The organism is Corallococcus terminator, from assembly GCF_003611635.1.
In the GTDB taxonomy this organism is placed as follows: domain Bacteria; phylum Myxococcota; class Myxococcia; order Myxococcales; family Myxococcaceae; genus Corallococcus; species Corallococcus terminator.
Genome location: NZ_RAVZ01000049.1, coordinates 1 through 24,089, shown reverse-complemented (window position 1 = coordinate 24,089; position 24,089 = coordinate 1). Strand labels below are relative to the sequence as shown.

21 protein-coding genes are annotated in these 24,089 nt (G+C 69.5%); 6 read left to right on the top strand and 15 right to left on the bottom strand.

Translation table 11 applies throughout. The features are described 5' to 3' along the window. Positions 1–17 precede the first annotated feature (17 nt). On the bottom strand, positions 18–1,256 hold the full coding sequence (locus D7V88_RS10160) for a hypothetical protein (RefSeq protein WP_208726203.1): 1,239 nt from the start codon (positions 1,254–1,256) through the stop codon (positions 18–20). 92 nt (positions 1,257–1,348) lie between these two features. Next, a complete protein-coding gene (locus D7V88_RS10155) occupies positions 1,349–2,131 on the bottom strand; it encodes an SDR family NAD(P)-dependent oxidoreductase (RefSeq protein WP_120540419.1) in 783 nt (260 codons plus the stop codon). Between the two features lie 248 nt (positions 2,132–2,379). Between D7V88_RS10155 and D7V88_RS10150 the strand changes: the two genes are divergently transcribed. Together D7V88_RS10150 and D7V88_RS10145 are read left to right on the top strand one after the other, a co-directional pair. Further along, on the top strand, positions 2,380–3,909 hold the full coding sequence (locus D7V88_RS10150) for an acyl--CoA ligase (RefSeq protein WP_120540429.1): 1,530 nt from the start codon (positions 2,380–2,382) through the stop codon (positions 3,907–3,909). Then, positions 3,906–4,907: a 2-dehydropantoate 2-reductase gene (locus D7V88_RS10145; protein WP_120540418.1), complete on the top strand. Its 1,002-nt coding sequence runs from the start codon at positions 3,906–3,908 to the stop codon at positions 4,905–4,907. Before D7V88_RS10150 ends, D7V88_RS10145 begins: the two co-directional genes overlap by 4 nt. Here the strand turns inward: D7V88_RS10145 and D7V88_RS10140 are convergent. From D7V88_RS10140 to eno, 3 genes are read right to left on the bottom strand one after another with little or no spacing between them, the layout of a single operon-like run. Next, the gene (locus D7V88_RS10140) at positions 4,904–5,779 is read right to left on the bottom strand and encodes a peptidoglycan DD-metalloendopeptidase family protein (protein ID WP_120540417.1); all 876 of its coding nucleotides are present in this window, start codon (positions 5,777–5,779) and stop codon (positions 4,904–4,906) included. The genes D7V88_RS10145 and D7V88_RS10140 overlap by 4 nt on opposite strands. Positions 5,780–5,823: 44 nt before the next feature. Beyond that, a complete protein-coding gene (gene surE, locus D7V88_RS10135; protein ID WP_120540416.1) occupies positions 5,824–6,612 on the bottom strand; it encodes a 5'/3'-nucleotidase SurE in 789 nt (262 codons plus the stop codon). A 2-nt stretch (positions 6,613–6,614) separates the two neighbouring features. Continuing rightward, positions 6,615–7,913 carry a phosphopyruvate hydratase gene (gene eno, locus D7V88_RS10130; RefSeq protein WP_120540415.1) on the bottom strand — a complete coding sequence of 433 codons (1,299 nt, stop codon included), beginning with the start codon at positions 7,911–7,913 and terminating at the stop codon, positions 6,615–6,617. Positions 7,914–7,992: 79 nt separating this feature from the next. On the opposite strand from eno, the gene D7V88_RS10125 reads away from it, so the two are divergent. After that, positions 7,993–9,081 carry an ADP-ribosylglycohydrolase family protein gene (locus tag D7V88_RS10125; RefSeq protein WP_120540414.1) on the top strand — a complete coding sequence of 363 codons (1,089 nt, stop codon included), beginning with the start codon at positions 7,993–7,995 and terminating at the stop codon, positions 9,079–9,081. 123 nt (positions 9,082–9,204) lie between these two features. Here the strand turns inward: D7V88_RS10125 and D7V88_RS43625 are convergent, their stop codons facing one another. From D7V88_RS43625 to D7V88_RS10110, 4 genes are all read right to left on the bottom strand, one after another. Continuing rightward, positions 9,205–9,378, bottom strand: coding sequence for a hypothetical protein (locus D7V88_RS43625; protein WP_167508779.1), 174 nt, complete (start codon positions 9,376–9,378; stop codon positions 9,205–9,207). Positions 9,379–9,780: 402 nt separating this feature from the next. Beyond that, the gene (locus D7V88_RS10120) at positions 9,781–10,206 is read right to left on the bottom strand and encodes a type II toxin-antitoxin system RatA family toxin (RefSeq protein ID WP_120540413.1); all 426 of its coding nucleotides are present in this window, start codon (positions 10,204–10,206) and stop codon (positions 9,781–9,783) included. A 27-nt stretch (positions 10,207–10,233) separates the two neighbouring features. After that, entirely contained in the window at positions 10,234–11,199 is a 966-nt protein-coding gene (glpX, locus tag D7V88_RS10115) for a class II fructose-bisphosphatase (RefSeq protein ID WP_120535637.1), read from the bottom strand. Between the two features lie 57 nt (positions 11,200–11,256). Continuing rightward, the gene (locus D7V88_RS10110; protein ID WP_120540412.1) at positions 11,257–11,661 is read right to left on the bottom strand and encodes an acyl-CoA thioesterase; all 405 of its coding nucleotides are present in this window, start codon (positions 11,659–11,661) and stop codon (positions 11,257–11,259) included. 92 nt (positions 11,662–11,753) lie between these two features. On the opposite strand from D7V88_RS10110, the gene D7V88_RS10105 reads away from it, so the two are divergent. Continuing rightward, positions 11,754–13,382: an alkaline phosphatase family protein gene (locus D7V88_RS10105; RefSeq protein ID WP_208726202.1), complete on the top strand. Its 1,629-nt coding sequence runs from the start codon at positions 11,754–11,756 to the stop codon at positions 13,380–13,382. 26 nt (positions 13,383–13,408) lie between these two features. On the opposite strand, the gene D7V88_RS42570 is transcribed toward D7V88_RS10105, so the two are convergent. The 5 genes from D7V88_RS42570 to D7V88_RS10085 all read right to left on the bottom strand — a co-directional run bounded on the left by D7V88_RS42570 (position 13,409) and on the right by D7V88_RS10085 (position 20,870). Then, complete coding sequence (locus D7V88_RS42570; protein ID WP_147448680.1) at positions 13,409–13,741, bottom strand: hypothetical protein; 333 nt, start codon at positions 13,739–13,741, stop codon at positions 13,409–13,411. A gap of 473 nt (positions 13,742–14,214) precedes the next feature. Next, a complete protein-coding gene (nadC, locus tag D7V88_RS10100; protein WP_208726200.1) occupies positions 14,215–15,096 on the bottom strand; it encodes a carboxylating nicotinate-nucleotide diphosphorylase in 882 nt (293 codons plus the stop codon). Positions 15,097–15,105: 9 nt separating this feature from the next. After that, positions 15,106–18,624, bottom strand: a complete 3,519-nt coding sequence (locus D7V88_RS10095) for a valine--tRNA ligase (RefSeq protein WP_120540410.1) — start codon at positions 18,622–18,624, stop codon at positions 15,106–15,108. Between the two features lie 53 nt (positions 18,625–18,677). Next, positions 18,678–19,937, bottom strand: a complete 1,260-nt coding sequence (locus tag D7V88_RS10090; protein WP_120540409.1) for a response regulator — start codon at positions 19,935–19,937, stop codon at positions 18,678–18,680. Between the two features lie 117 nt (positions 19,938–20,054). Beyond that, positions 20,055–20,870: a chemotaxis protein CheW gene (locus tag D7V88_RS10085; RefSeq protein ID WP_120540408.1), complete on the bottom strand. Its 816-nt coding sequence runs from the start codon at positions 20,868–20,870 to the stop codon at positions 20,055–20,057. Between the two features lie 52 nt (positions 20,871–20,922). On the opposite strand from D7V88_RS10085, the gene D7V88_RS10080 reads away from it, so the two are divergent. Then, a complete protein-coding gene (locus tag D7V88_RS10080; protein ID WP_120540407.1) occupies positions 20,923–22,308 on the top strand; it encodes a diguanylate cyclase in 1,386 nt (461 codons plus the stop codon). A gap of 78 nt (positions 22,309–22,386) precedes the next feature. Here the strand turns inward: D7V88_RS10080 and D7V88_RS10075 are convergent, their stop codons facing one another. Then, positions 22,387–22,776 carry a demethoxyubiquinone hydroxylase family protein gene (locus tag D7V88_RS10075; RefSeq protein ID WP_120540406.1) on the bottom strand — a complete coding sequence of 130 codons (390 nt, stop codon included), beginning with the start codon at positions 22,774–22,776 and terminating at the stop codon, positions 22,387–22,389. 166 nt (positions 22,777–22,942) lie between these two features. On the opposite strand from D7V88_RS10075, the gene sinK reads away from it, so the two are divergent. Further along, the coding region (gene sinK, locus D7V88_RS10070; RefSeq protein WP_158625053.1) for a hybrid histidine protein kinase/response regulator SinK at positions 22,943–24,089 on the top strand (1,147 nt) is incomplete at its 3' end.

The following is a 24,089-nucleotide window of genomic DNA, read 5'->3' as shown; positions in this document are numbered from 1 at the left end:
GGAAGGCTCCGGAAGATTCAGAAGTGGTACGCGATGCCAGCGGTGACGTCGAGGTTGAGACCATCGCCCTCGCCATCCTGCGCGAGCCCCAGCACGGCCTGCGCGATGTTCGTCCCCAGCTCCAACTGGAAGCCGACATGGCCCGCCAGCAGGTACTCCAACCCGGCGAAGCCCACGACCGACGGAAGCGGGCCCGTGCTCTGGAAGATGCCGAAGTCGCCGAACGACAACTGCACGCCCAGGCCGAAGCCCCAGTAGGGCCGCAGGGACTTGTCCAGACGGTGGTAGTGCCGCGCCCCCACGATGCTGGGCAGCACGTTGAGCTTGCCCTCGCCGCTGTCGCCGTTCGTGCGCACCAGCGTGAAGCCCACCTGGAGGAAGCCCTGCCACTCCGGGTGGAACCAGTAGCCCAGCTCCAGGTCCAGGCCCGGGTTCAACGAGGACAGCTTGTCGATGAAGCTGTTGTTGAAGCGCAGCCCCAGCGTGAGGCCACCGCCCGGCGAGGACGCGACCGCGCCGCCCAGCAACGGCCGCGCCTTGACCGCGTCCCCGGACGACGACACCACCGACAGCAATTCGTCTGACACGGCGACAGCGGTGCGCAGCAACTCGTCATCTTCGGAGACCTCCGCTCGCGGCCGAGCGAGGTTTCGGCCATCGCGCGTGTCCACGAGGCTCGCGGTGAGCAGGTACTGACCCCCGAAGCGATCCAGGCGCCCGGTGAGGATGTAACGGGCCCCCGTGATCGAGGACAACTCCCGGAGGCAGTCCTCCTCCACACAGCCGGAGTCGCCCAGCAGTCGCTGTTGCTGCTCGGTGTCGAGCATCGTCTGGATGTCCCGCCGGGACTGCACGCGCAGGAGCGGAGACTCCGCGAGGCGGCTCGCGATGATCAACGTGATGCCCGGCGCGGCCTCCTTGCCCGCCGCATTGGACTCCAACGGCAGCACCAACACGACGGCGGGCGCGGGCTTCGCGTCAGCGGACGGAGCCTTCATGGAGGCCGGCGACGAGGTCGGGCTCGCGGTGGTCGTGCCAGGAACGGGTCCCGGAGGATTCTCCACCGCTCCCGCCCCGGGTCCCGGAGGCGGGGGAGCCATCCGCGAAGGGTCGGAAGGAGGTGCTTCGGAATCCACCTGCATCCCGGCGGAGGCAGGCGCCGCCACGGGGGCCGGAGCCGTCCCATCCTGCGCGAAGGCGGACGTGGCCAGCGATACAAGGCACGAGGTGAGGAGGAACCAGGGGGTGCGTGACACGCGCGACACTCTACCCTCCTCCCGGCCCACGCCCAGCGTCCTGCGTGGCGCGGGGCCAGGGCCCCCGTAGTCGTGCCCGCCTCCTTGCCCCCTCACGCCTGCTGGTTCAGCTTCGCCGTGACGAAACGGACCGCGGCACGCGGGCTGAAGCGGAGCGAGAAGGCCGCCGCCCAGTTGAGGAGCCCGTGCACGGAGAGCACCCGGCCCTTCATCATCGCCGAGTAGGCATGCGCGACCACGTCCTGGGACGTCGCCACCCCCGAGCGCTTGAACAGCCGCGACTCCGCGTTGCCCGCGCGTGAGGCGAACTCCGTCTTGGTGGCGCCCGGACAGTGACACGTCACCGTCACGCCCGTGCCCTGCAGCTCGAACGCGAGCGCCTCCGAGAACGACATCACGAAGGCCTTCGACGCGTAGTACGTCGACATGTACGGCCCCGGCTGGAAGCCCGCCGTGGACGCGATGTTGAGGATGCGCCCCTGCCCCCGCTCCCGCATGGGCCGCGCGAACAGGTGCGTCAGCTTCAGGAGAGCGGTGCAGTTGACCTCCACCATCTCCGCCTCGCGGGCCAGCTCCTGTTCGAGGAACGGCCCGGAGGATCCGAACCCCGCGTTGTTGACGAGGAAGTCCACCGTGAGCCCCAGCGCCTGCACCTGCGCGAAGAGCTGCTCGGGCGCCGACGGCTGCCCCAGGTCCGCCGGCAGCACGTGGGCCTTCACCTTGTGCGCCTGCTCCAGCCGAGAGGCCAGCGCCTCCAGCTTCGCCACGCCGCGCGCCACCAGGATGACGTCGTGACCCTCCCGGGCGAAACGCTCCGCGAACTGCTCTCCGAGTCCCGCCGACGCGCCGGTGATGAGCGCCACTTTTCGCGACATGGTGAAGCCTCCCCGGCCCGATATAGCAGGTCGCCCCCGCCCCGTTTCCAGGAGGCGGTCCACGTCGGCTCGTCCCTCGACGAGGAGGAGGCGCGCTACGTCTTCGGAGAGGTTGTCCCTCCCGCCCTCGGTCCGACGGCCAGCCCTCCAGAGAGCGGAGTCCCTTTCCAAAAAACGGGAGCAGGCAGACACGATGCGGTTGCACCCCGAGGACGCAGGCCCTATCCGGAACAGGGAGGCGCATGGCCATGGAGCGAACGAACACCCTGGCAGCACTGCTCGCACGAGGACGCACGGAGGACGTGGCGCTCAGCGCCCCTGGGCGTTCGGGGCTGACATACGGCGCCCTGCGGGAGCTCATCACCCAGGTCCGCGCCAGCCTGCGGGAGTGGGGACTGGGACCGGAGGACCGCATCGCGCTGGTGCTGCCCAACGGGCCGGAGATGGCCGCCGCGTTCCTCGCCGTCGCCAGCGCCGCCACCACCGCGCCGCTCAATCCCGCCTACCGCGCGGACGAGTTCACCTTCTACCTGGACGACCTCCAGGCCCGGGCCATCGTCCTGCTCGAAGGAATGGACGGCCCAGCCCGCATGGTGGCGCGCGAGCGGAACCTTCCCATCATCGAGCTGAGCCCCACCTCGAACGGATCCGCCGGACACTTCACGTTGAAGTGCGAGCAGCCCCCTCCCCCCATCGCGCCTCACTCCGATGAGGCCCGCGAAGGAGGCGTCGCGCTCGTGCTGCACACGTCCGGGACGACGGCGCGACCAAAGCTCGTCCCGCTGACGCACGCGAACCTCACCGCCTCCGCGCGGCACATCGGCGCGCTGCTGGGGTTGGGCCCTGAGGACACCTGCCTCAACATCATGCCGCTGTTCCACATCCACGGACTCGTGGCCGCGGTGCTGTCCAGCCTGGGCGCGGGAGGCCGCGTGGTGTGCACGCCGGGCTTCAACGCCCTGCGCTTCTTCTCCTGGTTCGAGGAAGCCCGCCCCACCTGGTACACCGCCGTCCCCACCATGCATCAGGCGCTTTTGGAGCGCGCCCGGCGCAACGTGGAGAGCCTGAAGTCAAACCGCCTGCGCTTCATCCGCTCCTCGTCCGCGTCGCTGCCGCCACAGGTCATGGAGGAACTGGAGCGCGTCTTCGGCGTGCCCGTCATCGAAAGCTACGGCATGACCGAGGCCGCGCATCAGATGGCCTCCAATCCGCTGCCACCCCACCCCCGTCACGCGGGCTCGGTGGGACTCGCCGCGGGCCCCGAGGTCGCCATCATGGACGACGCGGGCGCGATGCTGACTCCAGGTGGACTGGGAGAAGTCGTCATCCGGGGCCCCAACGTGATGACGGGCTACGTGAACAACCCCGAAGCCAATGCGCGCGCCTTCACGCACGGATGGTTTCGCACGGGGGACCAGGGCACGCTCGACGCGGAGGGCTACCTGCGCCTCACCGGCCGGCTCAAGGAATTGATCAATCGCGGCGGGGAGAAGGTGAGCCCGCTGGAGGTGGACACCGTGCTGTTGGATCATCCCGCAGTGCAGCAGGCCGTGACGTTCGCCTTGCCCCATCCGAAGCTCGGTGAGGACGTGGCCGCCGCCGTCGTGCTGCGCGAGGGCCTGCAAGCCACCGAGCGCGAGCTGCGCGACTTCGTCTCCGCGCGCGTGGCCGACTTCAAGGTCCCCCGCCGCATCGTGGTACTCACGGAGCTGCCCAAGGGCCCCACCGGCAAGGTGCAGCGCATCGGGTTGGCGGAGCGACTGGGGCTCACGTCATGAGGATCGCCATCTTCGGCGCGGGCGCCATCGGCGGATTCCTCGGCGTCAAGCTGCTCCAGGCCGGCGCGGACGTCACCTTCATCGCGCGAGGCGCCCACCTGGGCGCGATGCGCGCGAACGGCGTCACGCTCACGAGCGGCGGCGAGACGGTCACCGTGCGGCCGCACTGCACCGACTCCCCTGACGACGCGGGGCCGCAGGACTACGTGTTCCTCACGATGAAGGCCCACGCCCTGCCCGCCGCCGCGCCGCAGGTGGCCCGCCTGCTGGGCCCGGAGACGGCGCTCGTCACCGGCATCAACGGCGTGCCCTACTGGTACTTCCACGGACTCGAAGGCCCCTACGCGGGCCGCCACGTGGAGAGCGTGGACCCGGGCGGCGTGCTGCTGCGCACCCTGCCCCCGGAGCGCGTCATCGCCACGGTGGTGTACCCGGCCGCGGAGGTCGTCTCGCCCGGCGTCATCGTCCACACGTACAACGACCGCGTCACGTTGGGTGAACCGGACGGCAGCAAGAGCCCGCGCATCCAGGCCCTGTCACAGCTCATGATGAAGGCGGGCCTGAAGTCCCCGGTGCGCCCACGCATCCGCGATGAAATCTGGGTGAAGCTCTGGGGCAACCTCGCCTTCAACCCGCTGTCCGTGCTCACCGGCGCCACGCTCGACGTGCTCTCCCGCCAGTCGGACCTGCGCGCCGTGGCCCGCGCGATGATGGTGGAAGCCCAGGCCGTCGCCGAAGCCCTGGGCACCCGCTTCCTCATCGACGTGGAGCAACGCATCCAGGGCGCCTCCCAGGTCGGCGCGCACAAGACCTCCATGCTCCAGGACCTGGAGCGTGGCCGCCCGATGGAGATCGATGCCCTGCTCGGCGCCGTCGTGGAACTGGGACAGCTCGTCGGCAAGCCCATGCCCGCGTGCGAGAGCACCCTCGCCCTGGTGCGGGAGCGCGCACGCCAGGCCGGTGGCTACCCGGCCCGGGCGACGCCGGAAGCCACTTAAGCCGGAGGCATCACGCCCAGGTATTCGAGCGGATCCACCGGCTTGCCATCCACGCGCACCTCGAAGTGCACGTGCGGGCCGGACGTGCGGCCGGACTCGCCCACCGTGGCGATCACTTGCTCACGGCGCACCTTCTGCCCCGTGCGCACGCGCAGGTCGCGGTTGTGCGCGTACAGGGTGATCAACGTGGACGAGTGCTCCACGATGACGATGAGGCCATAGCCCTTCTGCTCGCCCGCGTAGAGGACCGTGCCCGCCTGCGCCGTCTTGATGGGCGTGCCCGCGGGCGCCGCCAGGTCGATGCCGTCGTGCGGCTCGCGGCCCTTCTTGCCGAAGCGGCCATACAGCACGCCGCGCAACGGCCAATCGAGCAGCCCCTGCGTGGCCAGCTTCGGACGCGACGGCGCGCCCGGCCGCCCCGACACCACCCGCGCGCGCGGCGGATCCTCCTTGCGCGTCACCGCCGGCACGGAGCGGCGCGGCGTGGACACCGGAGCCTGCCCCGGCTTCGTCAGCACCAGCTCCGGCTCCTCGTCGGACAGCGGACCCGGGTCTCCGTACTGCGGCCGCTCGCTGCCGGGAATCAACAGCTCCCGGCCCACCGACAGCTCCTTCGGGTCCTTGATGCCGTTGGCCAGGGACAGCTCTTCCACCGTGATGCCGTACGTCTTGGCGATGCGGTACATCGTCTCGCCCGCGGCCACGCGGTGGCGCACGGACACCAGCTCCGGCTCTTCGTGAGAAGGCCGCAGCGCGAACGCCAGCGGCTTTCCGGTGCCGGGAGACTCCGGCAGGGCCCCCGCGGTCTCCAGGCCGGAGGAGGACGCCCGGGTGCCCACGCAGCCGCCCAACAGCACGGCCGCGAGCAACACCCAGAGCGCCCTACGCGCTCGGCTGGAGCCGCGTGTCTCCAACCTCAGGCACCGCCCGACTCGTGCCGGGTGAAGCCCTTGAGGCTCCAACCCGACAGCTCGGGGATGCGACCGTGGTCGGTCATCTCGAAGTGCAGCGGCGTCACCGACACGCGCTTCTCGTCGAGCACGGCGTTGCAGTCACTGCCCGGAATGTCCTGGTGGGCGTACTCCGTCCCACCAATCCAGTAGTACTTGCGGCCGCGCGGGTCTTCCTTCTCCACGACGTTGTTGCCGTAGGAGTGCCGGCCCTGCCGGGTGATGACGTAGCCGTCCGGCTCCACGCCCCCCGGGATGTTCACGTTGAGCAGCATCCGGGGAGGCAGGGGCTTGGACAGCGCCTCCGTCACCAGCGCGCGCACGAAGCGGCCCGCCGGCTTGAAGTCGAACGGCCCGCGCGACACCAGGCTGAACGCGATGGCGGGCACGCCCAGGAACGCCGCCTCCATGGCCGCCGCCACCGTACCGGAGTACATGACGTCGTCCGCGAGGTTCGCGCCGTGATTGATGCCGGAGACCATGAGCTGGGGACGATTGTCCTTCAGCAAGTGGTTCATCGCCAGATACGAGCAATCCGTGGGGGTGCCGTCGACGGAGAACCACCGCTCGCGCACCTCCTTGATGCGCAGCGGCCGGTGCAGGCTGATGGAGTGGGAGGCGGCGCTCTGCTCCCGGTCGGGCGCCACCACCCACACCTCGCCCAGGGGGCTCACCGCCTCCACGAGCGTCTGGAGCCCTTCGGAGAAGTAGCCGTCGTCGTTGGAGACGAGGATGCGGGGGCGGGAGGAGCTCACGGTCACTTCTTCTTCGCGAAGGAGCGGAAGGCGGACATGCCCGCGTAACGCGCGCCGGCCCCCAGCTCTTCCTCGATGCGCAGGAGCTGGTTGTACTTGGCCACGCGGTCGGAGCGCGACGCCGAGCCCGTCTTGATCTGCCCGCAGTCCAGGCCCACCGCGAGGTCCGCGATGGTGGTGTCCTCGGACTCGCCGGAGCGGTGGCTCATGATGGACGTCATCCCCGCCTTGTGCGCCATGCGCACGGCGTCGAACGTCTCCGTCAGCGTGCCAATCTGGTTCACCTTCACCAGGATGGAGTTCGCCGTGCCCGTCTGGATGCCGCGACCCAGGCGCTCCACGTTGGTGACGAAGAGGTCGTCGCCCACCAACTGCACCTGGTTGCCCAGCGCGTCGGTGAGCTTCTTCCAGCCCTCCCAGTCATCCTCCGCCATCCCGTCCTCGATGGAGATGATGGGGTACTTCTGCGCGAGGCCCCGGTAGTACTCCAGCAGGCCCTGCGAGTCGTACTCCTTGCCCTCGCCCTTGAGCTTGTACTTCTTGGAGCCCTTGTCGAAGAACTCGCTGGCCGCCACGTCCAGCGCCAGGAACAGCTGCTCGCCCGCCTTGAAGCCCGCCGCGTCGATGGCCTCCATGATGAGCTTGAGCGCCTCCTCGTTGGCCGGCAGGTCCGGGGCGTAGCCGCCCTCGTCGCCCACGCCCGTGGCGAGCTTGCGGTTCTTCAGGATCTTCTTGAGCGCGTGGAACACCTCCGCGCCCCAGCGCAGGCCTTCCGCGAAGGACTTCGCGCCGGCGGGCACCACCATGAACTCCTGCACGTCCACGCGGGTGTCCGCGTGCGCGCCGCCGTTGAGGATGTTCATCAACGGCACGGGCAGCGTGCGCGCCTGGAGGCCACCCACGTAGCGGTACAGGGGCAGGGCGTGCGCATCCGCCGCGGCGCGCGCGGCGGCCATGGAGACGGCGAGGATGGCGTTGGCGCCGAGCTTCGCCTTGGTGGGCGTGCCGTCCAGCTCAATCATCCGCGCGTCCAGGGCCACCTGGTCCACGGCGTCCATGCCCACGAGCGCGGGACCAATCGTGTCGCGCACGTGGTCCACGGCCTTGAGCACGCCCTTGCCCAGGTAGCGCTGCGTGTCCCCGTCCCGCAGCTCGTGCGCTTCGTGCTCGCCGGTGGAGGCGCCGGAGGGCACCGTCGCACGACCACGAGAGCCGCTCACGAGGAGGACCTCGGCCTCCACGGTCGGGTTGCCACGGGAATCGAGCACTTCACGCGCCAGGATTTGAGCGATCTCGGTCATAGGGCGCCGGTTCTATGAGGCACGGCGGGAACGGGCAAGCGCGCTCGCATTCCAGGCTGCTACAGTGTCCAGCCGCCGAATGCCTCCTCCTCCCAAGCGCCGCGCCACGGGCCCGGACCCGCTTCCCGGCCAGCGTGCCCGGGGCGCCCTGCTGGGCATGGCCGTGGGCAACGCCCTGGCCATCCCCACGGCGGGCCGCCCCTTCTACGCGCCGGCCTTCCCCGAGCTCGCCGTGGGCCCCTACCAGGACCTGCACGGCGGCGGCCCCCATGAGCTGAAGAAGGGCCAGGTGAGCGAACCCACCCAGCTCGCCGTGGCGCTGACGCTCAGCCTGCGCGACATGAAGCGCTACGACGCGGCGGACGCACTGCGCCGCTACCGGGCCTGGCAGCCACACGCCTTCGCGGTCAGCAACCCCATGAAGGAGGCCCTGGAGGAGTGCGACACGGGGCTGGCCAACGCCGTCCGGGGGGCCGGCAAGCGCGTCTGGCAGAAGAACTTCCGCCGGGTGGCGAACGCCGGGGCCCTCGCCCGGGTGGTGCCCCTGGGCGTCCTGCTGGCCAAGGACCCCTTCGCCCTGGCGCAGGCGGCCATGGAGGACACCGCGCTCACCCACTTCGACCCGCGCAGCCAGCTCGCCAGCGCCGGGCTGTGCGCTGCCATCGCCAAGGCGGTGACGGGCGGCCCCAACCTCAAGGTGGAGGACCTGCTGCCCGCCGCCGAGACGGGCATCTCCCTGGCCGGCGCCGCCCTGGCACGGCAGGAGTCGGACTTCGTCCAGGAGGTGGCCCGCGCCTCCATGCTCCTGCGCGAGGACCTGGCCCTGGCGGCCCAGAAGGACCCGCAGCTCTATGGTCCGGAGCTGCACATGCACCGCCCCGGCAACAACGCGGTCCGGGCCGCCTTCCGGCTGGCGTTCTGGGAGCTGATTCACGTGCCCACGCCGCAGGCGGCGCTCCTGGACGTCATCCACCGGGGCGGCGACACGGAGCTGCACGCCGCCGTCACCGGAGCGCTGGTGGGCGCCTTCCACGGCGAGGGCGCGCTGCCCGAGGAGTGGCGCCAGAAGGTCCTCCTGGCGTGCCAACCCCACAACCCGTACCAGAAGGGAACGGTGATGTGGGAAGTGTACCACCCCCGGCACCTGCTGCTGCTGGCACCGGGCTAGGTGCTGCGCGGCGTCATCCCAGGCCCGCAAGCAAGAAGCCCGCGGAAGGTCGCCCTGAGGGCGACCTGACCGTGGGCTTCGGGACACGCCGTGGCTGGAAGGCCACGGGAATGGGTGTGCGTCTCAGAGGTCGATGACGACGACGCCTCGTGACGGCTTGTCTTCCTCGGTGTCCGTCCGCCGGTGGGGACGGTCATCGGGAACAGGCAGTGGGAGTTCCACCACCGGGCGCTCGTAGTCCTCGCGGCGGAGCCGCTCGCGGCGCTTGATCTCTTCGATAATGAAAGCGTCGAGCATGGGTTCGGTCTCTCCCTCAGCCTACGTACCCCGATGTACGCCCGCCGTCCCGCCCCCTTACCACTTCCACTTCCCTTTGATGCAAATTAAGAACCCCGGTTCCTTTCTGGGTGCGCCGCCATGATTCTGCATGGCTGCTCGTCCACCTCCCGACATCCCGGCCAGGGCAACCGTGGCGCGGATGTCATGGGAAACCCAGCGGACGTTCAAAATTTGCCTGATCCTAATGCGGCCGCGCCGCGCCGCAACCCAACCCGTCTCAGGTGACCCTCGAGGGCATTCGCGGCACGTTCCCAGCCAAAAAGCGCCCGCCTGCCTCCCTGCCCCTTGCACGACGAAAGTCGTACCGGGAAACAGACAGACAGGCGGGCTTTGACGCGAGCCGTCAGAGGCTCACGGACTTCAGAGCGATTCAGCGCGGCGCTTGAACGCCTCCAGCATCTTGGGGAGCTGGTTGTCCACGAGTCCGTTGACGATGGCCTTGGGGACCAGCATGCCCAGCGCCATCTCCACGTTGTAGGTCGCGCGCGTCTTGCCTTCGCCTTCGGGCTCCAGGGTCCAACTGCCCTTGTTGTCCTTCATGACCTCGCCGTTCACGAAGGTCCAGGACATGCGCTTGGGGCGCTCCTCGGTGACCTTGATGGTGTAGCGGATGGTCTTCACCACATCGACCTCGTAGTGGACCTGGACGATGTTGCCCTGGCGCTGCGAGGTGGAGACCTTCTTCACCTCCGACAGGAACTCCGCGTAGCGATCGTAGTCGGTGATGATGTCGAAGACCTTCTCGACGGGGGCATTGATGGTGATGGTGCGCGTGGCGCCGGCCATGAGGGTGTCTCCGGGTGAGAGGGAAGGCTACAGCGCGTAGCCCGGCTTCTTGTCGAACTTGTGCACGGACTGGATGAAGCGGACGGTGCCCGTCTTGCTGCGCATGACGACGGAGTGCGTCTCACAGCCGCCGCCGAAGAAGCGCACGCCCTTGAGGAAGTCACCGGTGGTGACGCCCGTCGCGGCGAACATCACCTCACCCTTCGCCAGCTCCTCGGCGGAGTAGATCTTGTGGATGTCGGTGATGCCCATCTTCTTCGCGCGCTCGATTTCGCCCTGGTTGCGCGGCACCAGCCGGCCCTGCATGTCGCCGCCGGTGGCGCGGATGGCCGCCGCGGCGATGACGCCCTCCGGCGCGCCGCCAATGCCCATCAGCACGTCCACGCCGGTGCCCTCGAAGCAGGTGGCGATGGCACCCGCCACGTCGCCGTCCTCGATGAGCCGGACGCGGGCGCCCGCGGCGCGGACTTCCTTGATGAGGTCGGCGTGGCGCTCACGGTCGAGCGTCATCACGGTCAAATCCTCCACGTAGACCTTCATGCGCTCGGCGATGGCGCGCAGGTTCTCCGTGGGGGACTTGGTCAGGTCGATGGCGCCCTTGGCGCGCGGCCCCACGGCCAGCTTCTCCATGTACGTGTCGGGCGCGTTGAGCAGGCCACCGTGGCTGGACATGGCCACGACGGAGATGGAGCCCGGACGGCCGTAAGCACACAGGTTCGTGCCCTCCAGCGGGTCCAGGGCGATGTCGACCTCCGGGGCGCCCGGCTCACGGCGGCCCACGCGCTCGCCGATGTAGAGCATGGGCGCCTCGTCGCGCTCGCCCTCGCCGATGACGACGGTGCCGTCGATGTTCAGCGCGTCGAAGGCGCGCCGCATCGCGTCCACGGCCACCTGATCCGACTCGTTCTTGTTGCCGCGGCCCATGAGGCGGGCGGAGGCGATGGCCGCCATCTCGGTGACGCGCACGACCTCCATTGCCAGGTTGCGATCCATTGTGGTGCTCCTCGTTCGGGAAATTCGGGATGGGGAATCAGGGAGAGGGGCCCGGGCTCAGCCGGCGTCCAGGGCCTTCAGTCGGGAGATGGCTTCGGGCATGCGCCGGGGCTTGCCGTCACGCCCCACGCAGGCGTGCATCGTGCGGCCGGTGCACAGGAGCGTGGGGGATTCGCCGTCGCGCAGCAACTCGTAGGTGAACACGAGGGACGCATGACGCAACTCGCTGAGCGTGGTGCGCACGACGAGCAGGTCGTCGTAGCGCGCGGAGGCCTTGTAGTGGGCGCTAGCCTCCACCACGGGCAGCAGCAGGCCGGTGCTCTCCAGCTCGCGGTAGCTGCCACCGCGGGCCCGGAAGAACTCGCTGCGCGCGAACTCGAAGTAGCGGAAGTAGTTCGCGTAGTACACGACCCCCATCTGATCCGTGTCGCCGTAGATGACGCGCAGCCGTGCCTCGACCATTGGGCCGCCCATATCAGGGCGGGGTGACGGGTCCAAGCGGCGGGGATGCATGTTGGTTGCTTCTGACCATCCGGCCGGAGAGGCTGTCCACCATGTCGCGTCTTCTCACCACCCTGGCCGTGCTGTCGGCCCTGTCCGCCCTGCCCGCCCAGGCCAAGGCCCCGAAGCTCACGCTGTTCATCAGCGTGGATGCGCTGGGCAGCGACCTGCTCCTGCGCAACCGTCCGCGCCTCACCGGCGGTCTGGGACAGTTGCTCAACACGGGGGCGTACTACCCCTACGCCCGGTATGCCTACGCGAAGGCCCGTACCGCACCGGGTCATGCCACGCTGGCCACCGGCGCGAACCCCTGGCGCCACGGCATCGTGGACAACGACGTCCAGGACCGGGCGACCGGCCAGAGCGTGCAGGTCTACATGGACCCGACGCATCAAATCCTGGAGGGCGTCACCGTCCCCACGGCCGATGCCAGTCCGGCGAACCTGATGGCGGAGACGCTGGCAGACCGGCTGCTCGGGGCCACGCAGGGACGGGGCAAGGTGGTGGCGCTGTCGTTCAAGGCGCGCTCGGCCATTCCCCTCGCGGGACGGACGGGGCAGGCGTGGTGGTTCGACGGGGCCACGGGGCAGATGGTGACGAGCACCTGGTACGCGAAGTCCGTGCCCGCGTGGGTGCAGGCGCTCAACGCGCGCAAGCTGGCGGACGCGTCCTTTGGCAGGACGTGGGAGCTGCTGCGTCCGCGCGCGGAGTACGTCGGTGAGGATGACCGCGCCGCGGAGCCCGACGCCTACGGCATGGGCCGCGCGTTCCCCCATTCCCTGCGCAACGGGCTCACGGCGCCCGGCCCCCAGTCCTACAAGGCCTTCGCCGTGTCGCCCTTCTCGCATGACCTGCTGGTCCAGGCGGGCAAGGCGGCGCTGGAGGGCGAGGGCCTGGGCAAGGACGGCATCCCCGACCTGCTCGCGGTGAGCTTCAGCGGCACGGATGAGACGTTCCACGCCTTCGGTCCGTATTCGTGGGAGATGCAGGACTCGTTGCTGCGGCTGGATCAGGCGCTGGGCGAACTCATCGCGGCCGCCGAGCGCGCGGCGGGAGGGCGGGCGAACCTGCTCATCGCGCTGTCGGCGGACCACGGGGGCGCGGAGATCCCGGAGGCCTGGGCCGCGTCGGGCGTCCCCGCGGCGCGCATCAACCCCGTGGAGGTGTCCAAGGCGCTGGCGAAGGAGCTGCGCACGAAGTTCGGGGTCGACGTGACGGTGAGCATCGTGGCCCTGGACGTGTACCTGGGGGGCAAGGCGCTGGAGTCAGGCCAGGTGGATGGCGTCACGGTCCGGCGCGCGGCGGCGGCGTGGCTCGCGAAGCAGCCCTTCGCGGTGACCGCGCTGGCCCGGGATGACCTGGACACGGCGCAGGACACCGCGGGCTTCGTGGCCCCGCTGCGGCGCGGCTACTACCCGGAGCGCAGCGGGGACGTGCTCTTCATGGCGAAGCCGTTCCAGGTGGTGACGGACTACCCGCGAGGAACCAACCACGGGGTGCCCTACTCCTACGAGTCACAGGTGCCGGTGGTGTTCTCAGGCCGGGGTGTGAAGCCTGGAATGTACTTCCAGGAGATCGACCCGGTGGACGTGGCGCCCACGCTGTCCGCGCTGCTGGAGATGGGCATGCCTGCGTCGGCGGAAGGCAAGCCACGCGCGGAGGCCCTCACCGGGAGCCGGTGAAGGCTACTTCACCCTTGCCCACCGGGTCACTCGATGGCCTCAAAAGTCTCAAGAACGGAAGCAATCCTTCCTTCTTGAACAACAATTCTCAGGCTCACCCGATGCCGAAGAGCCGTCACCGGGTCTTCTCCTTCCAGCACGAGAACAGCTTCATCCCCCGCAATCACCCGTTCCTTCACCTCTACCCCTGACCACGGCAGTTTTTGCTCTGCAAACCAGACGGCATCTTCGTCAGCCAGTCCCACCGGCTCCATCCGAAACGAAAATCCAGGAGCAAACCGGCCGGAGAACCCTGGAAGGCTTCGAGGATCAATCCACCACTGAAGAAATTCGTCTGCAATCTGATTTATTTCATCCACGATTGCCCCTCAGTCAAATATCAGCGGGTACGCCGTGAACGGACCAAAATCTGATAGCCGCATGAACCGCTCGGCACTTTGCGGGTCATGATGGAAATCCAGCCATTTGACAATACTTTGAACATGATGGGCACACGTCGACCTGAGCCTTTGGAGGTTCGCTCGGAACAGTAGGGGTTGGACGGGGAGCGCCAGGACCTCAATTCGCACAGGTCCGCAGACCAAACGGTCACTCCCTCAATCCTTGATGGGGAATCCTGCTTGCCCCTGGCAACTGCCAGTATGCCGGGAGTGCGCGGCCAGCCGAGCACGCTCGCCTTCCAGCTCCGTGCGCCTCCGCTGCACTGTCCGGAACGCCCCTGGCTAGAGGGGACTGGACCGAGACCGCACGGCTGACAACGACAATGGGCAGGTCGAGTCGATTGTCACCGACCCGCCCTGCCCATCTTCTCCAGCCGGGATGAGGAGCCGCGTCAGCCCTGCGCCGCAGCACGGGGCTTGCGCGGGGACTTCTTCGTCGTCTGGATCTCCAGCGACAGGTCCATGGCCCGCGCCGAGTGCGTCAGCGCGCCCATCGACACGAAGTCCACGCCCAGCTTCGCCAGCCGGGGCAGCCGGTCCAACGTGACGCCGCCGGAGACCTCGATGGGGACCCGGCCGGCCGCCAGCTTCACGGCTTCGCGGATCTGCGCGTCGTCCATGTTGTCCAACATGACGACGTCCGCGCCCGCGGCGATGGCCTCCGCGAGCTGCTTGAAGTTGGTGACCTCCACTTCGATCTTCACCAGGCGGGGGCCGTTCAACTTCGCGCGCTGGATGGCTTCGGTGATGTCACCGCCCACCGCCGCGATGTGGTTGTCCTTGATGAGGATGCCGTCGAAGAGGCCGAAGCGGTGGTTGGACGCCCCGCCCATGCGCACCGCGTGCTTCGCGAGCCCACGCATGCCCGGAGGCGTCTTGCGCGTGTCCAGCACCCGCAGCTTCGAGCCCCGCACGGACGTCATCGCCTGCTGGGCCAGCGTCGCGATGCCGGCCGCGCGCTGCACCAGGTTGAGCGCGGTGCGCTCGGCGGCGAGCAGTGAACGCAGCTTGCCGTGGACGCGCGCCGCGACCACCTTCGGTTTGATTTCGTTGCCGTCCTGCTTGAGGACCTCCACCTCCACTTCCGCGTCCACCATGTGGAAGACGCGGACGAAGGCGTCCAGGCCGGCGATGATCATCTGCTCCTTCGCGACCAGCTCCCCACTGCCCTCCGCATCGGCGGGGACCACCGCCAGCGAGGTGACGTCCCCCGCCGCGCCAAGGTCCTCGTCCAGGGACAGCGCGATGAGCCGATCGAGATAGTCCTGCTGCACTTCCGCCTCCTACCGACGGGCCTTGCGGGCCGCCGGCTTGCCCCGGGTGGTCTTCTTCGCCGGGGACTTCTTCGCCCCGGCCTTCTTGCCCGCCGTCTTCGCGGAGGTCTTCCGGGCCGGCGCCTTGCGGGCACCACCCTTCTTCACGGCGCTCTTCTTGCCCGCCGCCTTCTTCGCGGTCGGCTTGCCCCGGGTGGCCTTCTTGGCCGGGGCCTTCTTGCCCGCCGCCTTCTTGGCCGGAGCCTTCTTCGCGGCCGCCGCCTTCTTGGCCGGAGCCTTCTTCGCGGCCGCCGCCTTCTTGGCCGGAGCCTTCTTCGCGCCCGCAGCCTTCTTGGCCGGAGCCTTCTTCGCGGACGCGGCCTTCCTGCCCGCCGACTTCTTCACGGTGCCTTCCGAATCCTCCGGAGCCTCGCGGGTGTCGCCACCCTCCTTAGCCCGGTCGAACTCGCGCATCGCATCGTCCACGAGGCCCATGCTCATGTACGCGACGCCCAGGTCGTGGTGATCCGCGGCGGACAACCCTTCCTTGGTGCCTTCGCGCAGCTTGTTGAGCGCGTCCTCCACCACGGGGTCGGCCGTCTGGGCGACCTCCGCGGCGGCCTCCGCCTCCATCTCACCCTTCAGCTCCTGGCCCAGGTTCACGTCGTCCTTCGACGCCTTGGGTTCGGTGGCCACCTTCACGTGCGCGCTTTCGGACGCCGCGAGGGTGGAGGTCTCGGACTCGGTGCTGACCGGTAACGGCGACGGCGTCTCGGGCTCGGACATGGGGGGCTCCGGGGCGATGCGCTGGAGGTGATCCTGCAGCTTGACCGTGCGCTCCTGGAGCTCCTCGACCCGGGCCTTGTCCTTCGCCACCACGTCCGGCGGAGCACGGGCCACGAAGCTCGGGTTGTCCAGTTTGCGCTGCACACTGGTGAGTTCCTGCTCGGCGCGGACGATCTCCTTCTTCAGGCGGTCGCGCTCCGCGTCCAAATCGACGAGTCCCGCCAGCGGGACGTAGATCTCCAGATTGCCGCTGACGAACGCCGCCGCCTGCGGGGGCTTGGCGCCCGGCGGGCCCACGTGCACTTCCGACAGGCCGGCCAGCGGCATCAGGTACGCGCGCCAGCGCTCCAACAGCTCACGCGTCGTCGCATCCGGGCTCTGCACCACCGCCTTCACCTTGGCGGACGGCGGCAGGTTGCTCTCACCACGCAGCGTGCGCAGGCCCTCGATGGCCGCGATGACCGGCGCCATCTCCGCTTCCGCGGACGCATCCACGCGCGCCGCATCCGGCTCCGGGTACGCCGCGATGCAGATGCTCTCCGTGGGCCGGGACATCGGCAGCTTCTGCCAGATCTCCTCGGTGATGAACGGCATGAACGGGTGCATCAGCCGCAGGATGCGATCCAGGCAGTACACCAGCACCGCGCGCGTGGTGTCCTTGGCCTGCGCGTCCTCGCCGTACAGCGAGCCCTTCGCCAGCTCGATGTACCAGTCGCAGAACTCCGCCCACAGGAACTGGTACAGCGTGGAGGCCGCCTCCGCGAAGCCGAACACCTCCAGCGATGCGCTCGTCTCCTGCGTGGCCTTCTGCAACCGGGAGAGGATCCACCGGTCCGCCAGCGTCAGCGTGCGGCCCTCCAGCGGCGTCTTGTCCAGGCTGAAGTCGCCCATGTTCATCAGGGCGAAGCGGCTGGCGTTCCACAGCTTGTTGCAGAACGCCTTGTAGCCACCCAGGCGGTCCATCGACAGCTTGATGTCCCGGCCCTGCTGCGTCGACGAAGCCAGCGTGAAGCGCAGCGCATCCGCGCCAAACGCGGGCATGCCCTGCGGGAAGCGGTTGCGCAGCGACGGCTGGAGCGCGTCCACCTTGGCGCCGAGGATGACGTCCAGGGGATCGATGACGTTCCCCTTCACCTTGGACATCTTCTCGCCCTTCTCGTCGCGCACCATCGCGTGCAGGTACACGGTGCGGAAGGGCACATCGCCCATGAAGTGCAGGCCCATCATCATCATCCGGGCGACCCAGAAGAAGATGATGTCGTGGCCCGTCTCCATCACGGACGTCGGGTAGAACGTGGACAGCTCCGGCGTCTGGCGCGGCCAGCCCAGCGTGGAGAACGGCCACAACGCGGACGAGAACCACGTGTCCAGCACGTCCAGGTCCTGCACCAGCTTCGTGCCGCCACACTTCGGGCAGGACTCCGGCGTGGTGCGCGACACGATGACCGCCGCACTGTCCAGCGAACGCTCCTCGCCCGCGGGGCTGCACGCCTCGCAGTACCAGGCGGGGATCTGGTGGCCCCACCACAACTGGCGGCTCACGCACCAGTCGTGGATGTTGCGCATCCAGTGGAAGTACGTGTTCGTCCAGGACTCGGGGACGAACTTCGTGCGGCCCTGCTCCACCGCCTCGATGGCCGGCTTCGCCAGCGGTTCGATCTTGATGAACCACTGCGGCGACAGGCGCGGCTCCACCACCGTGGTGCAGCGCTGGCAGGTGCCCACGTTCAGCTTGTGGGGCTCTTCCTTCTCCAGCAGGCCCAGCTCCGTCAGGTCCGCCAGCACCTGCTTGCGCGCCTCGACGCGGTCCACCCCGGCGTACTTGCCGGTGTCCTTCGTCATCCGCGCCGCTTCGTCCAGGATGGACAGCATCGGCAGCTTGTGGCGCAGGCCCGTCTGGTAGTCGTTGAAGTCGTGCGCGGGCGTGACCTTCACCACGCCGGTGCCGAACTCCATGTTCACGAGCTCTCCGTCCGCGATGATCGGAATCTCGCGGTCGGTGAGCGGCAGCGCCACGCTCTTGCCCACGAGGTCCGCGTAGCGCGGGTCGTCCGGGTGCACGGCGACGGCGGTGTCGCCCAGCAGCGTCTCCGGGCGCGTCGTCGCGACGGTGAGCGCGCGGTCCGTGCCCTTCACCGGGTAGCGGATGTGCCAGAGCGAGCCGTTCTTCTCCTCGTGCTCGACCTCCAGGTCGCTCAAGGCCGTGCGGCAGGACGGGCACCAGTTGATGAGCTTCTGGGCCCGGTACATCAGGCCCTCTTCGTACAGGCGGACGAAGACCTCGCGCACCGCGGCCGAGGACTGCTCGTCCATGGTGAAGCGCTCGCGGCTCCAGTCCAGCGACGCGCCCAGGTAGCGGTGCTGCTCACCGATGCGCGCGCCGTACTTGCCCTTCCACGTCCAGACGCGCTCGAGGAACGCCTCGCGACCCAGGTCGTGGCGGCTCTTGCCTTCGGACTTCTTGAGCTCCTTCTCCACCACCATCTGCGTGGCGATGCCCGCGTGGTCCGTGCCCGGCAGCCAGAGCGCGTTGAAGCCGCTCATGCGCTTCCAGCGCGTGAGGATGTCCTGGATGGTCGCGGTGAGCGCGTGGCCGATGTGCAGGCTGCCCGTGACGTTGGGCGGCGGCAGCACGATGCTGAACGGCGGCTTGGCGGAAGTGGGCTCGGCGCGGAAGTAGTCGCGCTCCAGCCAGTGGTTGTACCACCGCGCCTCCACTTCGGAGGGCTCGTAGGCCTTGGACAGTTCAGTCGTGTCAGTCATTGAAGACGGCCGGCCCCCGACGGGGCCGGCGGGGAATCAGAGGGGACTGCGAATCAATGCTGGGTCTCGCGGTCCTTGATGAGCCGCTCGAGCTCCTGCCGGATGATGGTCTCCGCCAACTGCGGTACGACCTCCCAGGCGATCTTCTCGATGACCTCGCGGGAGGCCTTCGACAGGGCCTCGCGAAGCAGGGCCTCGCCCCCATCCGCGGGACGGCGAGAGGGCGTGGCGGCCGGCGGAGGCCCACCGATGTCGAGGGAGATCTCCTCCGCGCCGCTGTGCTCGGGCAGCGAGTCCTCGATGCGGATGCTCTCCTGGCGGGCCTGCACGGCGGCAGGCGCAGCGGCGGGAGCGCCCAGACCGAACGGATCCCGTGCGCGGGCGGCCGGCGGAACCGCCGCGGGCGCGTGCGAGGGCGGCAGCGGCGTGCCCCCGGCGGGAGGACGCGGGAACCCACCCGGGATGTTCGGAGCGCCAGGGCCGGGAGGACGCGCGGCCATGCCCGGAGGCGGAGGCACGCCGGGACCCGGAGGACGCGCACCCGGAGGCGGAGCGCCCGGAGGCGGACGCGCCATGCCCGGAGGCGGAGGCACGCCAGGACCCGGAGGACGCGCACCCGGAGGCGGAGCACCCGGAGGCGGACGCGCCATGCCCGGAGGCGGAGGCACACCCGGCCCAGGAGGACGCGCACCCGGAGGCGGAGCACCCGGAGGCGGACGCGCCATGCCCGGAGGCGGAGGCACACCCGGCCCAGGAGGACGCGCACCCGGAGGCGGCGCACCGGGGCCCGGAGGACGCGCGCCCGGAGGCGGCGCACCCGGCCCGGGAGGACGCACACCCGGAGGCGCGGCGGCAGGCGGCTGCGGCGCGGCGGCCTGGGGCGGCACGGGCGCGGTCGACTGCGGGAAGACGCGCGTCGCGGCGGACGCGGGCATCGTGTTGGACTTCTGGCCCACCAGCGCCTTCACCTTGTCGAGGAGGATCTGGCTCTCGAAGGGCTTGGTGATGTGGTCGTCCGCCCGGGCGGCCTTCGCGCGGTTCTCGTCGAACGCTTCGAAGGTGCCGGCCAGCAGCAGCACCGGAATGGCCTGGGTGGAGGGGTCGCTCTTGAGCGCCTCGCACACCTCGTAGCCGCTCTTGCCGGGCATCATCACGTCGGCGAGGACCACGTCCGGGCGCAGCTCGCGCGTCCGCGTGATGGCGTCCAGCCCGTTGTCCACCGCGGTCACCTGGAAGTCTTCCGTCGCGAAGATCATCCCGATCACCTTGCGGATGGTGAGCGAGTCGTCAGCGATCAGTAGATTCTTGGGCATCGGCTCCGGCCTCGGGGGGCGCATACCCCCCTGAATTCGTTTGAGATTTCGGGCGAGCAAGCCTGCCTGCCGGCCCTGTGTCAATCGGAGAAGCTTAGGGTTCGCGCTTCTGGCCGATCAAGAAAACATGCGCTGCAGATCCAGGAACATCACGGGATCCGGCAGACCCGGTGCCTTGAACGTGCCCATCAGCTCGGCGGGCTTGAATTTTTGCAGGACACCAAGCACCCGGGTGGCCGCCAGCCCCACGGTCCGCCCGGCCAGCTCCGTGAGGACGAACAATTCCTCCGCCAGCGCAGGCGCGCCCAGGAGCGCCGGAACCGAACAGATGGGCCACAGGGCCTGCGCATGCGGGTAGACGCCGGCCACCGGCCCGCTCTGCACCGGCAGCACGCTGAAGGACACGCCCTTGGGCACCACCTGGGAGACGCTGCTCAATGGGACACCGAACAGCACGCCCTGCGACTCCAGCACCAGCGCACGCTCCGGCGGCACGTCCGCCCAGTGCACGGGCCGGGGTTCGGGGGGCGCGGCCCGGTGGCCCACCCGGTGGGGCAGCGCCTCCACGATGAGCTCCAGGTACAGCCGGTCCTTGTGCAGCACCGCGCCCCGGCTCAAGGGCGCCAGCGAGTCCGCCAGGCCCGGGGGCAAGAGGAAGAACGGATCCCGCGCCACGTCCGCGACCTCCACCACCGAGCGCACCCGCACCGCGAGCGTGGGGCTGACGTCCAGCACCACCACCATGCCCGGCACGTCCTCCGGCGGCCCGCCGAGCAGCGCGGACAGGTCCTTCACCTCCAGCACGCCCCGCAGGCTGGTGCCTCGGGCGCCCGGCATGGCGACCTCCATCACGGAGGTGGCCTCCACGGCGTAGCGCGTCTCACCGGCCTCGACCAGAAGGCAGAGCCGGCGTCCGCTTTCAAAGGGGGACACGGGTGGGGACCCTAGCAGCGTTCCGGGGCTTGGTGCTAAGCCGTGAACAGTCATGGCGCGACTGCTCCTCGTCGACGACGAAAAGATCGCCCGCAACCTCTACGGCGACTACCTCACGGCCGCGGGACACATCGTCACGGCCGTTCCCACCGTGGCGGACGCGAAGGCCGCCCTCTCCGCGGAGCGGTTCGACGCGGTGGTGACCGACCTCATCCTGCCTGGCGGCGACGGCATGGAAGTGCTGCGCCACGTGCGCGAGCGCTACCCCGGCGTGGAGGTGGTGGTCATCACCGGCCTGGACAAGGTCGCCCCCGCCGTGCGCGCCATCAAGAGCGGCGCGGCGGAGTACCTGGTCAAGCCCGTGGCGCCGGAGGCCCTGCAACACGCCCTGCGCCGCGCGCTCACCACGCGCGACCTGATGCGCGAGAACGCCTCCCTGCGCCAGCACGTCGCGCTCCTGGAGGCGGGCCAGCGGATCGCCACCACGCTCGACCGCGAACGGCTGGCCGCGGCCACCTCCGACGCGCTGGAGTCCATGGCCAACGCCTCCGCCGTGATGCTGCTGGAGCGCGACCCCACCGCCGGCTTCCGCGCGCACGGCATGCGCGGCCTGCCGGAGGACCTGCACGACACGCTGTTGCCGGTGCTCATCCAGCGGCTGTCCACGTCGCGCGAGCCCCTGGTGCTCGACGGGCTCCAGGTGCCCTGGCCGCGCACCCACACCTTCCCCGCCGTGGACGGCGACACGGTACTGGGCCACGCGGTGCTCTTCCATGACAGCGCGCCCCCGGAGCACCACCCGGAGACGGTGAGCTTCCTCGTGCGCAACTGGGCGCTGGCCCTGCGCAACCTGGGCCGCTTCGCCGCCGTGGAGGACCTGGCGTACGTGGACGACCTCACCCGCCTGTTCAACACGCGCTACCTGCAGCTCGTGTTGGACCGCGAGGTGAACGAGGCCGTGCAGACGCAGCGGCCCTTCTCCCTGCTGTTCCTGGACCTGGACCGCTTCAAGACCATCAACGACACGCACGGGCACCTGGTGGGCTCGCGGGTGCTGGTGGAGGCCGCGCGCGTGCTCAAGGGCTGCGTGCGCGACCCGGACGTGGTGGCGCGCTTCGGCGGCGACGAGTACGTGGTGCTGCTGCGCGGCACCGACTCCGGCGGCGCCCTCAAGGTGGCCGAGCGCATCCGCCGCACCATGGAGACCCACCAGTTCCTGGGTCGCGAGGGGCTGGCCCTCAAGCTCACCACCTGCATCGGCGTGGCCAGCTTCCCCGAACACGCCCAGGACAAGGACACCCTGTTGGATCTGTCCGACCGGGCGATGTACCGGGGCAAGCGCGGCAGCCGGAACGTCGTCTACATGGCGGCGCAGGACCTGGAGGCCACCCCGGCCGAGCGTCGCCAGGGCCCGCCGACTCCGAACCCCCAGAGCTGAAGGAAACCCGCGGGGCCGAAGGCGCCGGGCCTCATGCCGCCCGGGAGCCACGCGGGGACGCTTCCGGCCCCACGGCGCCTACTTGCGCAGGCTGCCCACGGTGAGGCGCTTGGGCAGCTCCGGATCCACTTCCGCGGCGCCGCCGCCCTCACCCACCGCCTCCACCTCCTCGTGGGACGCGCCGGTGGTGATGAGGCGGTACTTCTGCGAAGCGTCGCGGTCGTGCTGGGCCTGCGCGGGATCCAACTTGGCGATGAGCTGCCAGAACAGGGCCGCGTGCTCGCGCTCCTCGTCCATCACGTGGCGCAGGATGGCCTTGGCCTCCTCGTTGTCCGTCGCGTCCAGGTGCGCGGCGTAGAGGTTGATGGCGTCCAGCTCCGCCTCGATGTTGAGCCGGATGGAGCGGGCCAGTTCGGAGTCCGTCAGCTTCCGGGGCACCAACGAGTGGAACGGGTTCGTCTGCGGCATGCGGACCTCAGCGACAGGGGGACCGGCCATCCGGGCGCGCGGAACGTCGCCGTCCCGACCCCGGTTGGCAGGTGGCCGCGAGCATCCGTGCGAGCGAGGACGGGGTCAACCGATTCCCACCGGGGTGCGTTGCACGTGAACACCCGCCTCCGCCATGCTCCCCGGCATGGAGACCCCCTCGCCGCTCGCGCAACTGCTCCAAGCCCTGGAAGCAGGAGATCTGCCCGCGGCCAGACTCGCGGCGGTGGCCTTGCAGCGCGCCAACGCCCATACTCATCAGGTCGCAGCGGAGGTCCTCCATGAGCTGCGCCAGCCCCTGCTGGGCGCCAAGGCGTACGCCCAGTTGCTCGCCGAGGAAGGGGGCTCCAGCGGCCCCCTGAAGCTGCTGCTCGCGCAGGTGGAGCGGATGGAGCAGATCGTCTCCGACTTCATCCGCCTGGCCAGCGAGCGGCCCGCACCGCAGCAGAAGCAGTCCCTGGCCGCGCCCATCTGGGCGGCGGCGAAGGTGTTCAGCGTCAACCCGGACTCGGCGCGCATCTCCCTGGAGGTGGAGGCGCCCGAGGACATCACCATCCTGGGCAACGCGCGGCTCATCGAACAGCTCACGCTCAACCTGCTCAACAACGCGCGCGACGCCATGGCAGGCCGGGGCCGGGTGAAGGTGCGGCTGGCGCACGAGGGCGCATCTCCCGCCCTGTACGTGGCGGACTGGGGCCCGGGCATCCCCCAGGAGCTTCGAGCGCGCATCTTCGAGCCCTACGTCACCGCCAACAAGCGCGGCACCGGCCTGGGCCTCGCCGTGTGTCGGCGCATCGCGCACGAGCACCACGCGCAGATAACGCTCGCGCCCCCGTCCGCGATGCACGAGGTGCCGCCGCCAGCCACGGTGTTCCGCGTGCTCTTTCCGCCCACGGACGCGCCGCTCCCGCAGCGCAAGCGCCTGCTGGTGGTGGACGACGAGGGCATCATCCGGATGGTCTTCAAGGACCTGATGGACAAGGAGTGCGAAGTCATTGAAGCGGCCACCGGCGAGGCCGCGCTGGAGCTGCTGCGCTCCACCCCGGTGGACCTCATCGTCACGGACAAGAACCTGCCGGGCATCTCCGGCCTGGAGCTGGCCCAGCACGCGCGGCGGCTCAACCCCACCTCCCGCGTCATCCTGATGACGGGCTACCCGTCGCTGGTGACGACGCAGCAGGCGCTGCAACTGGGCGTGGTGGACTACCTGCTCAAGCCCTTCGACGACATCCGCCAGGTGCGAACGCTCCTGCGCCAGGGCCTGTACGCGCCCCCGGCCGCGCCCGCCCCCGTCC

Coding starts and splice junctions, on each gene's coding strand:
- D7V88_RS10155 (WP_120540419.1), bottom strand. CDS start 2,131: ATGTCGCGAAAAGTGGCGCTCATCACCGGCGCGTCGGCGGGACTCGGA.
- D7V88_RS10150 (WP_120540429.1), top strand. CDS start 2,380: ATGGAGCGAACGAACACCCTGGCAGCACTGCTCGCACGAGGACGCACG.
- D7V88_RS10145 (WP_120540418.1), top strand. CDS start 3,906: ATGAGGATCGCCATCTTCGGCGCGGGCGCCATCGGCGGATTCCTCGGC.
- eno (WP_120540415.1), bottom strand. CDS start 7,913: ATGACCGAGATCGCTCAAATCCTGGCGCGTGAAGTGCTCGATTCCCGT.
- D7V88_RS10125 (WP_120540414.1), top strand. CDS start 7,993: ATGCCTCCTCCTCCCAAGCGCCGCGCCACGGGCCCGGACCCGCTTCCC.
- D7V88_RS43625 (WP_167508779.1), bottom strand. CDS start 9,378: ATGCTCGACGCTTTCATTATCGAAGAGATCAAGCGCCGCGAGCGGCTC.
- D7V88_RS10120 (WP_120540413.1), bottom strand. CDS start 10,206: ATGGCCGGCGCCACGCGCACCATCACCATCAATGCCCCCGTCGAGAAG.
- glpX (WP_120535637.1), bottom strand. CDS start 11,199: ATGGATCGCAACCTGGCAATGGAGGTCGTGCGCGTCACCGAGATGGCG.
- D7V88_RS10110 (WP_120540412.1), bottom strand. CDS start 11,661: ATGGTCGAGGCACGGCTGCGCGTCATCTACGGCGACACGGATCAGATG.
- D7V88_RS10105 (WP_208726202.1), top strand. CDS start 11,754: ATGTCGCGTCTTCTCACCACCCTGGCCGTGCTGTCGGCCCTGTCCGCC.
- D7V88_RS10095 (WP_120540410.1), bottom strand. CDS start 18,624: ATGACTGACACGACTGAACTGTCCAAGGCCTACGAGCCCTCCGAAGTG.
- D7V88_RS10090 (WP_120540409.1), bottom strand. CDS start 19,937: ATGCCCAAGAATCTACTGATCGCTGACGACTCGCTCACCATCCGCAAG.
- D7V88_RS10080 (WP_120540407.1), top strand. CDS start 20,923: ATGGCGCGACTGCTCCTCGTCGACGACGAAAAGATCGCCCGCAACCTC.
- D7V88_RS10075 (WP_120540406.1), bottom strand. CDS start 22,776: ATGCCGCAGACGAACCCGTTCCACTCGTTGGTGCCCCGGAAGCTGACG.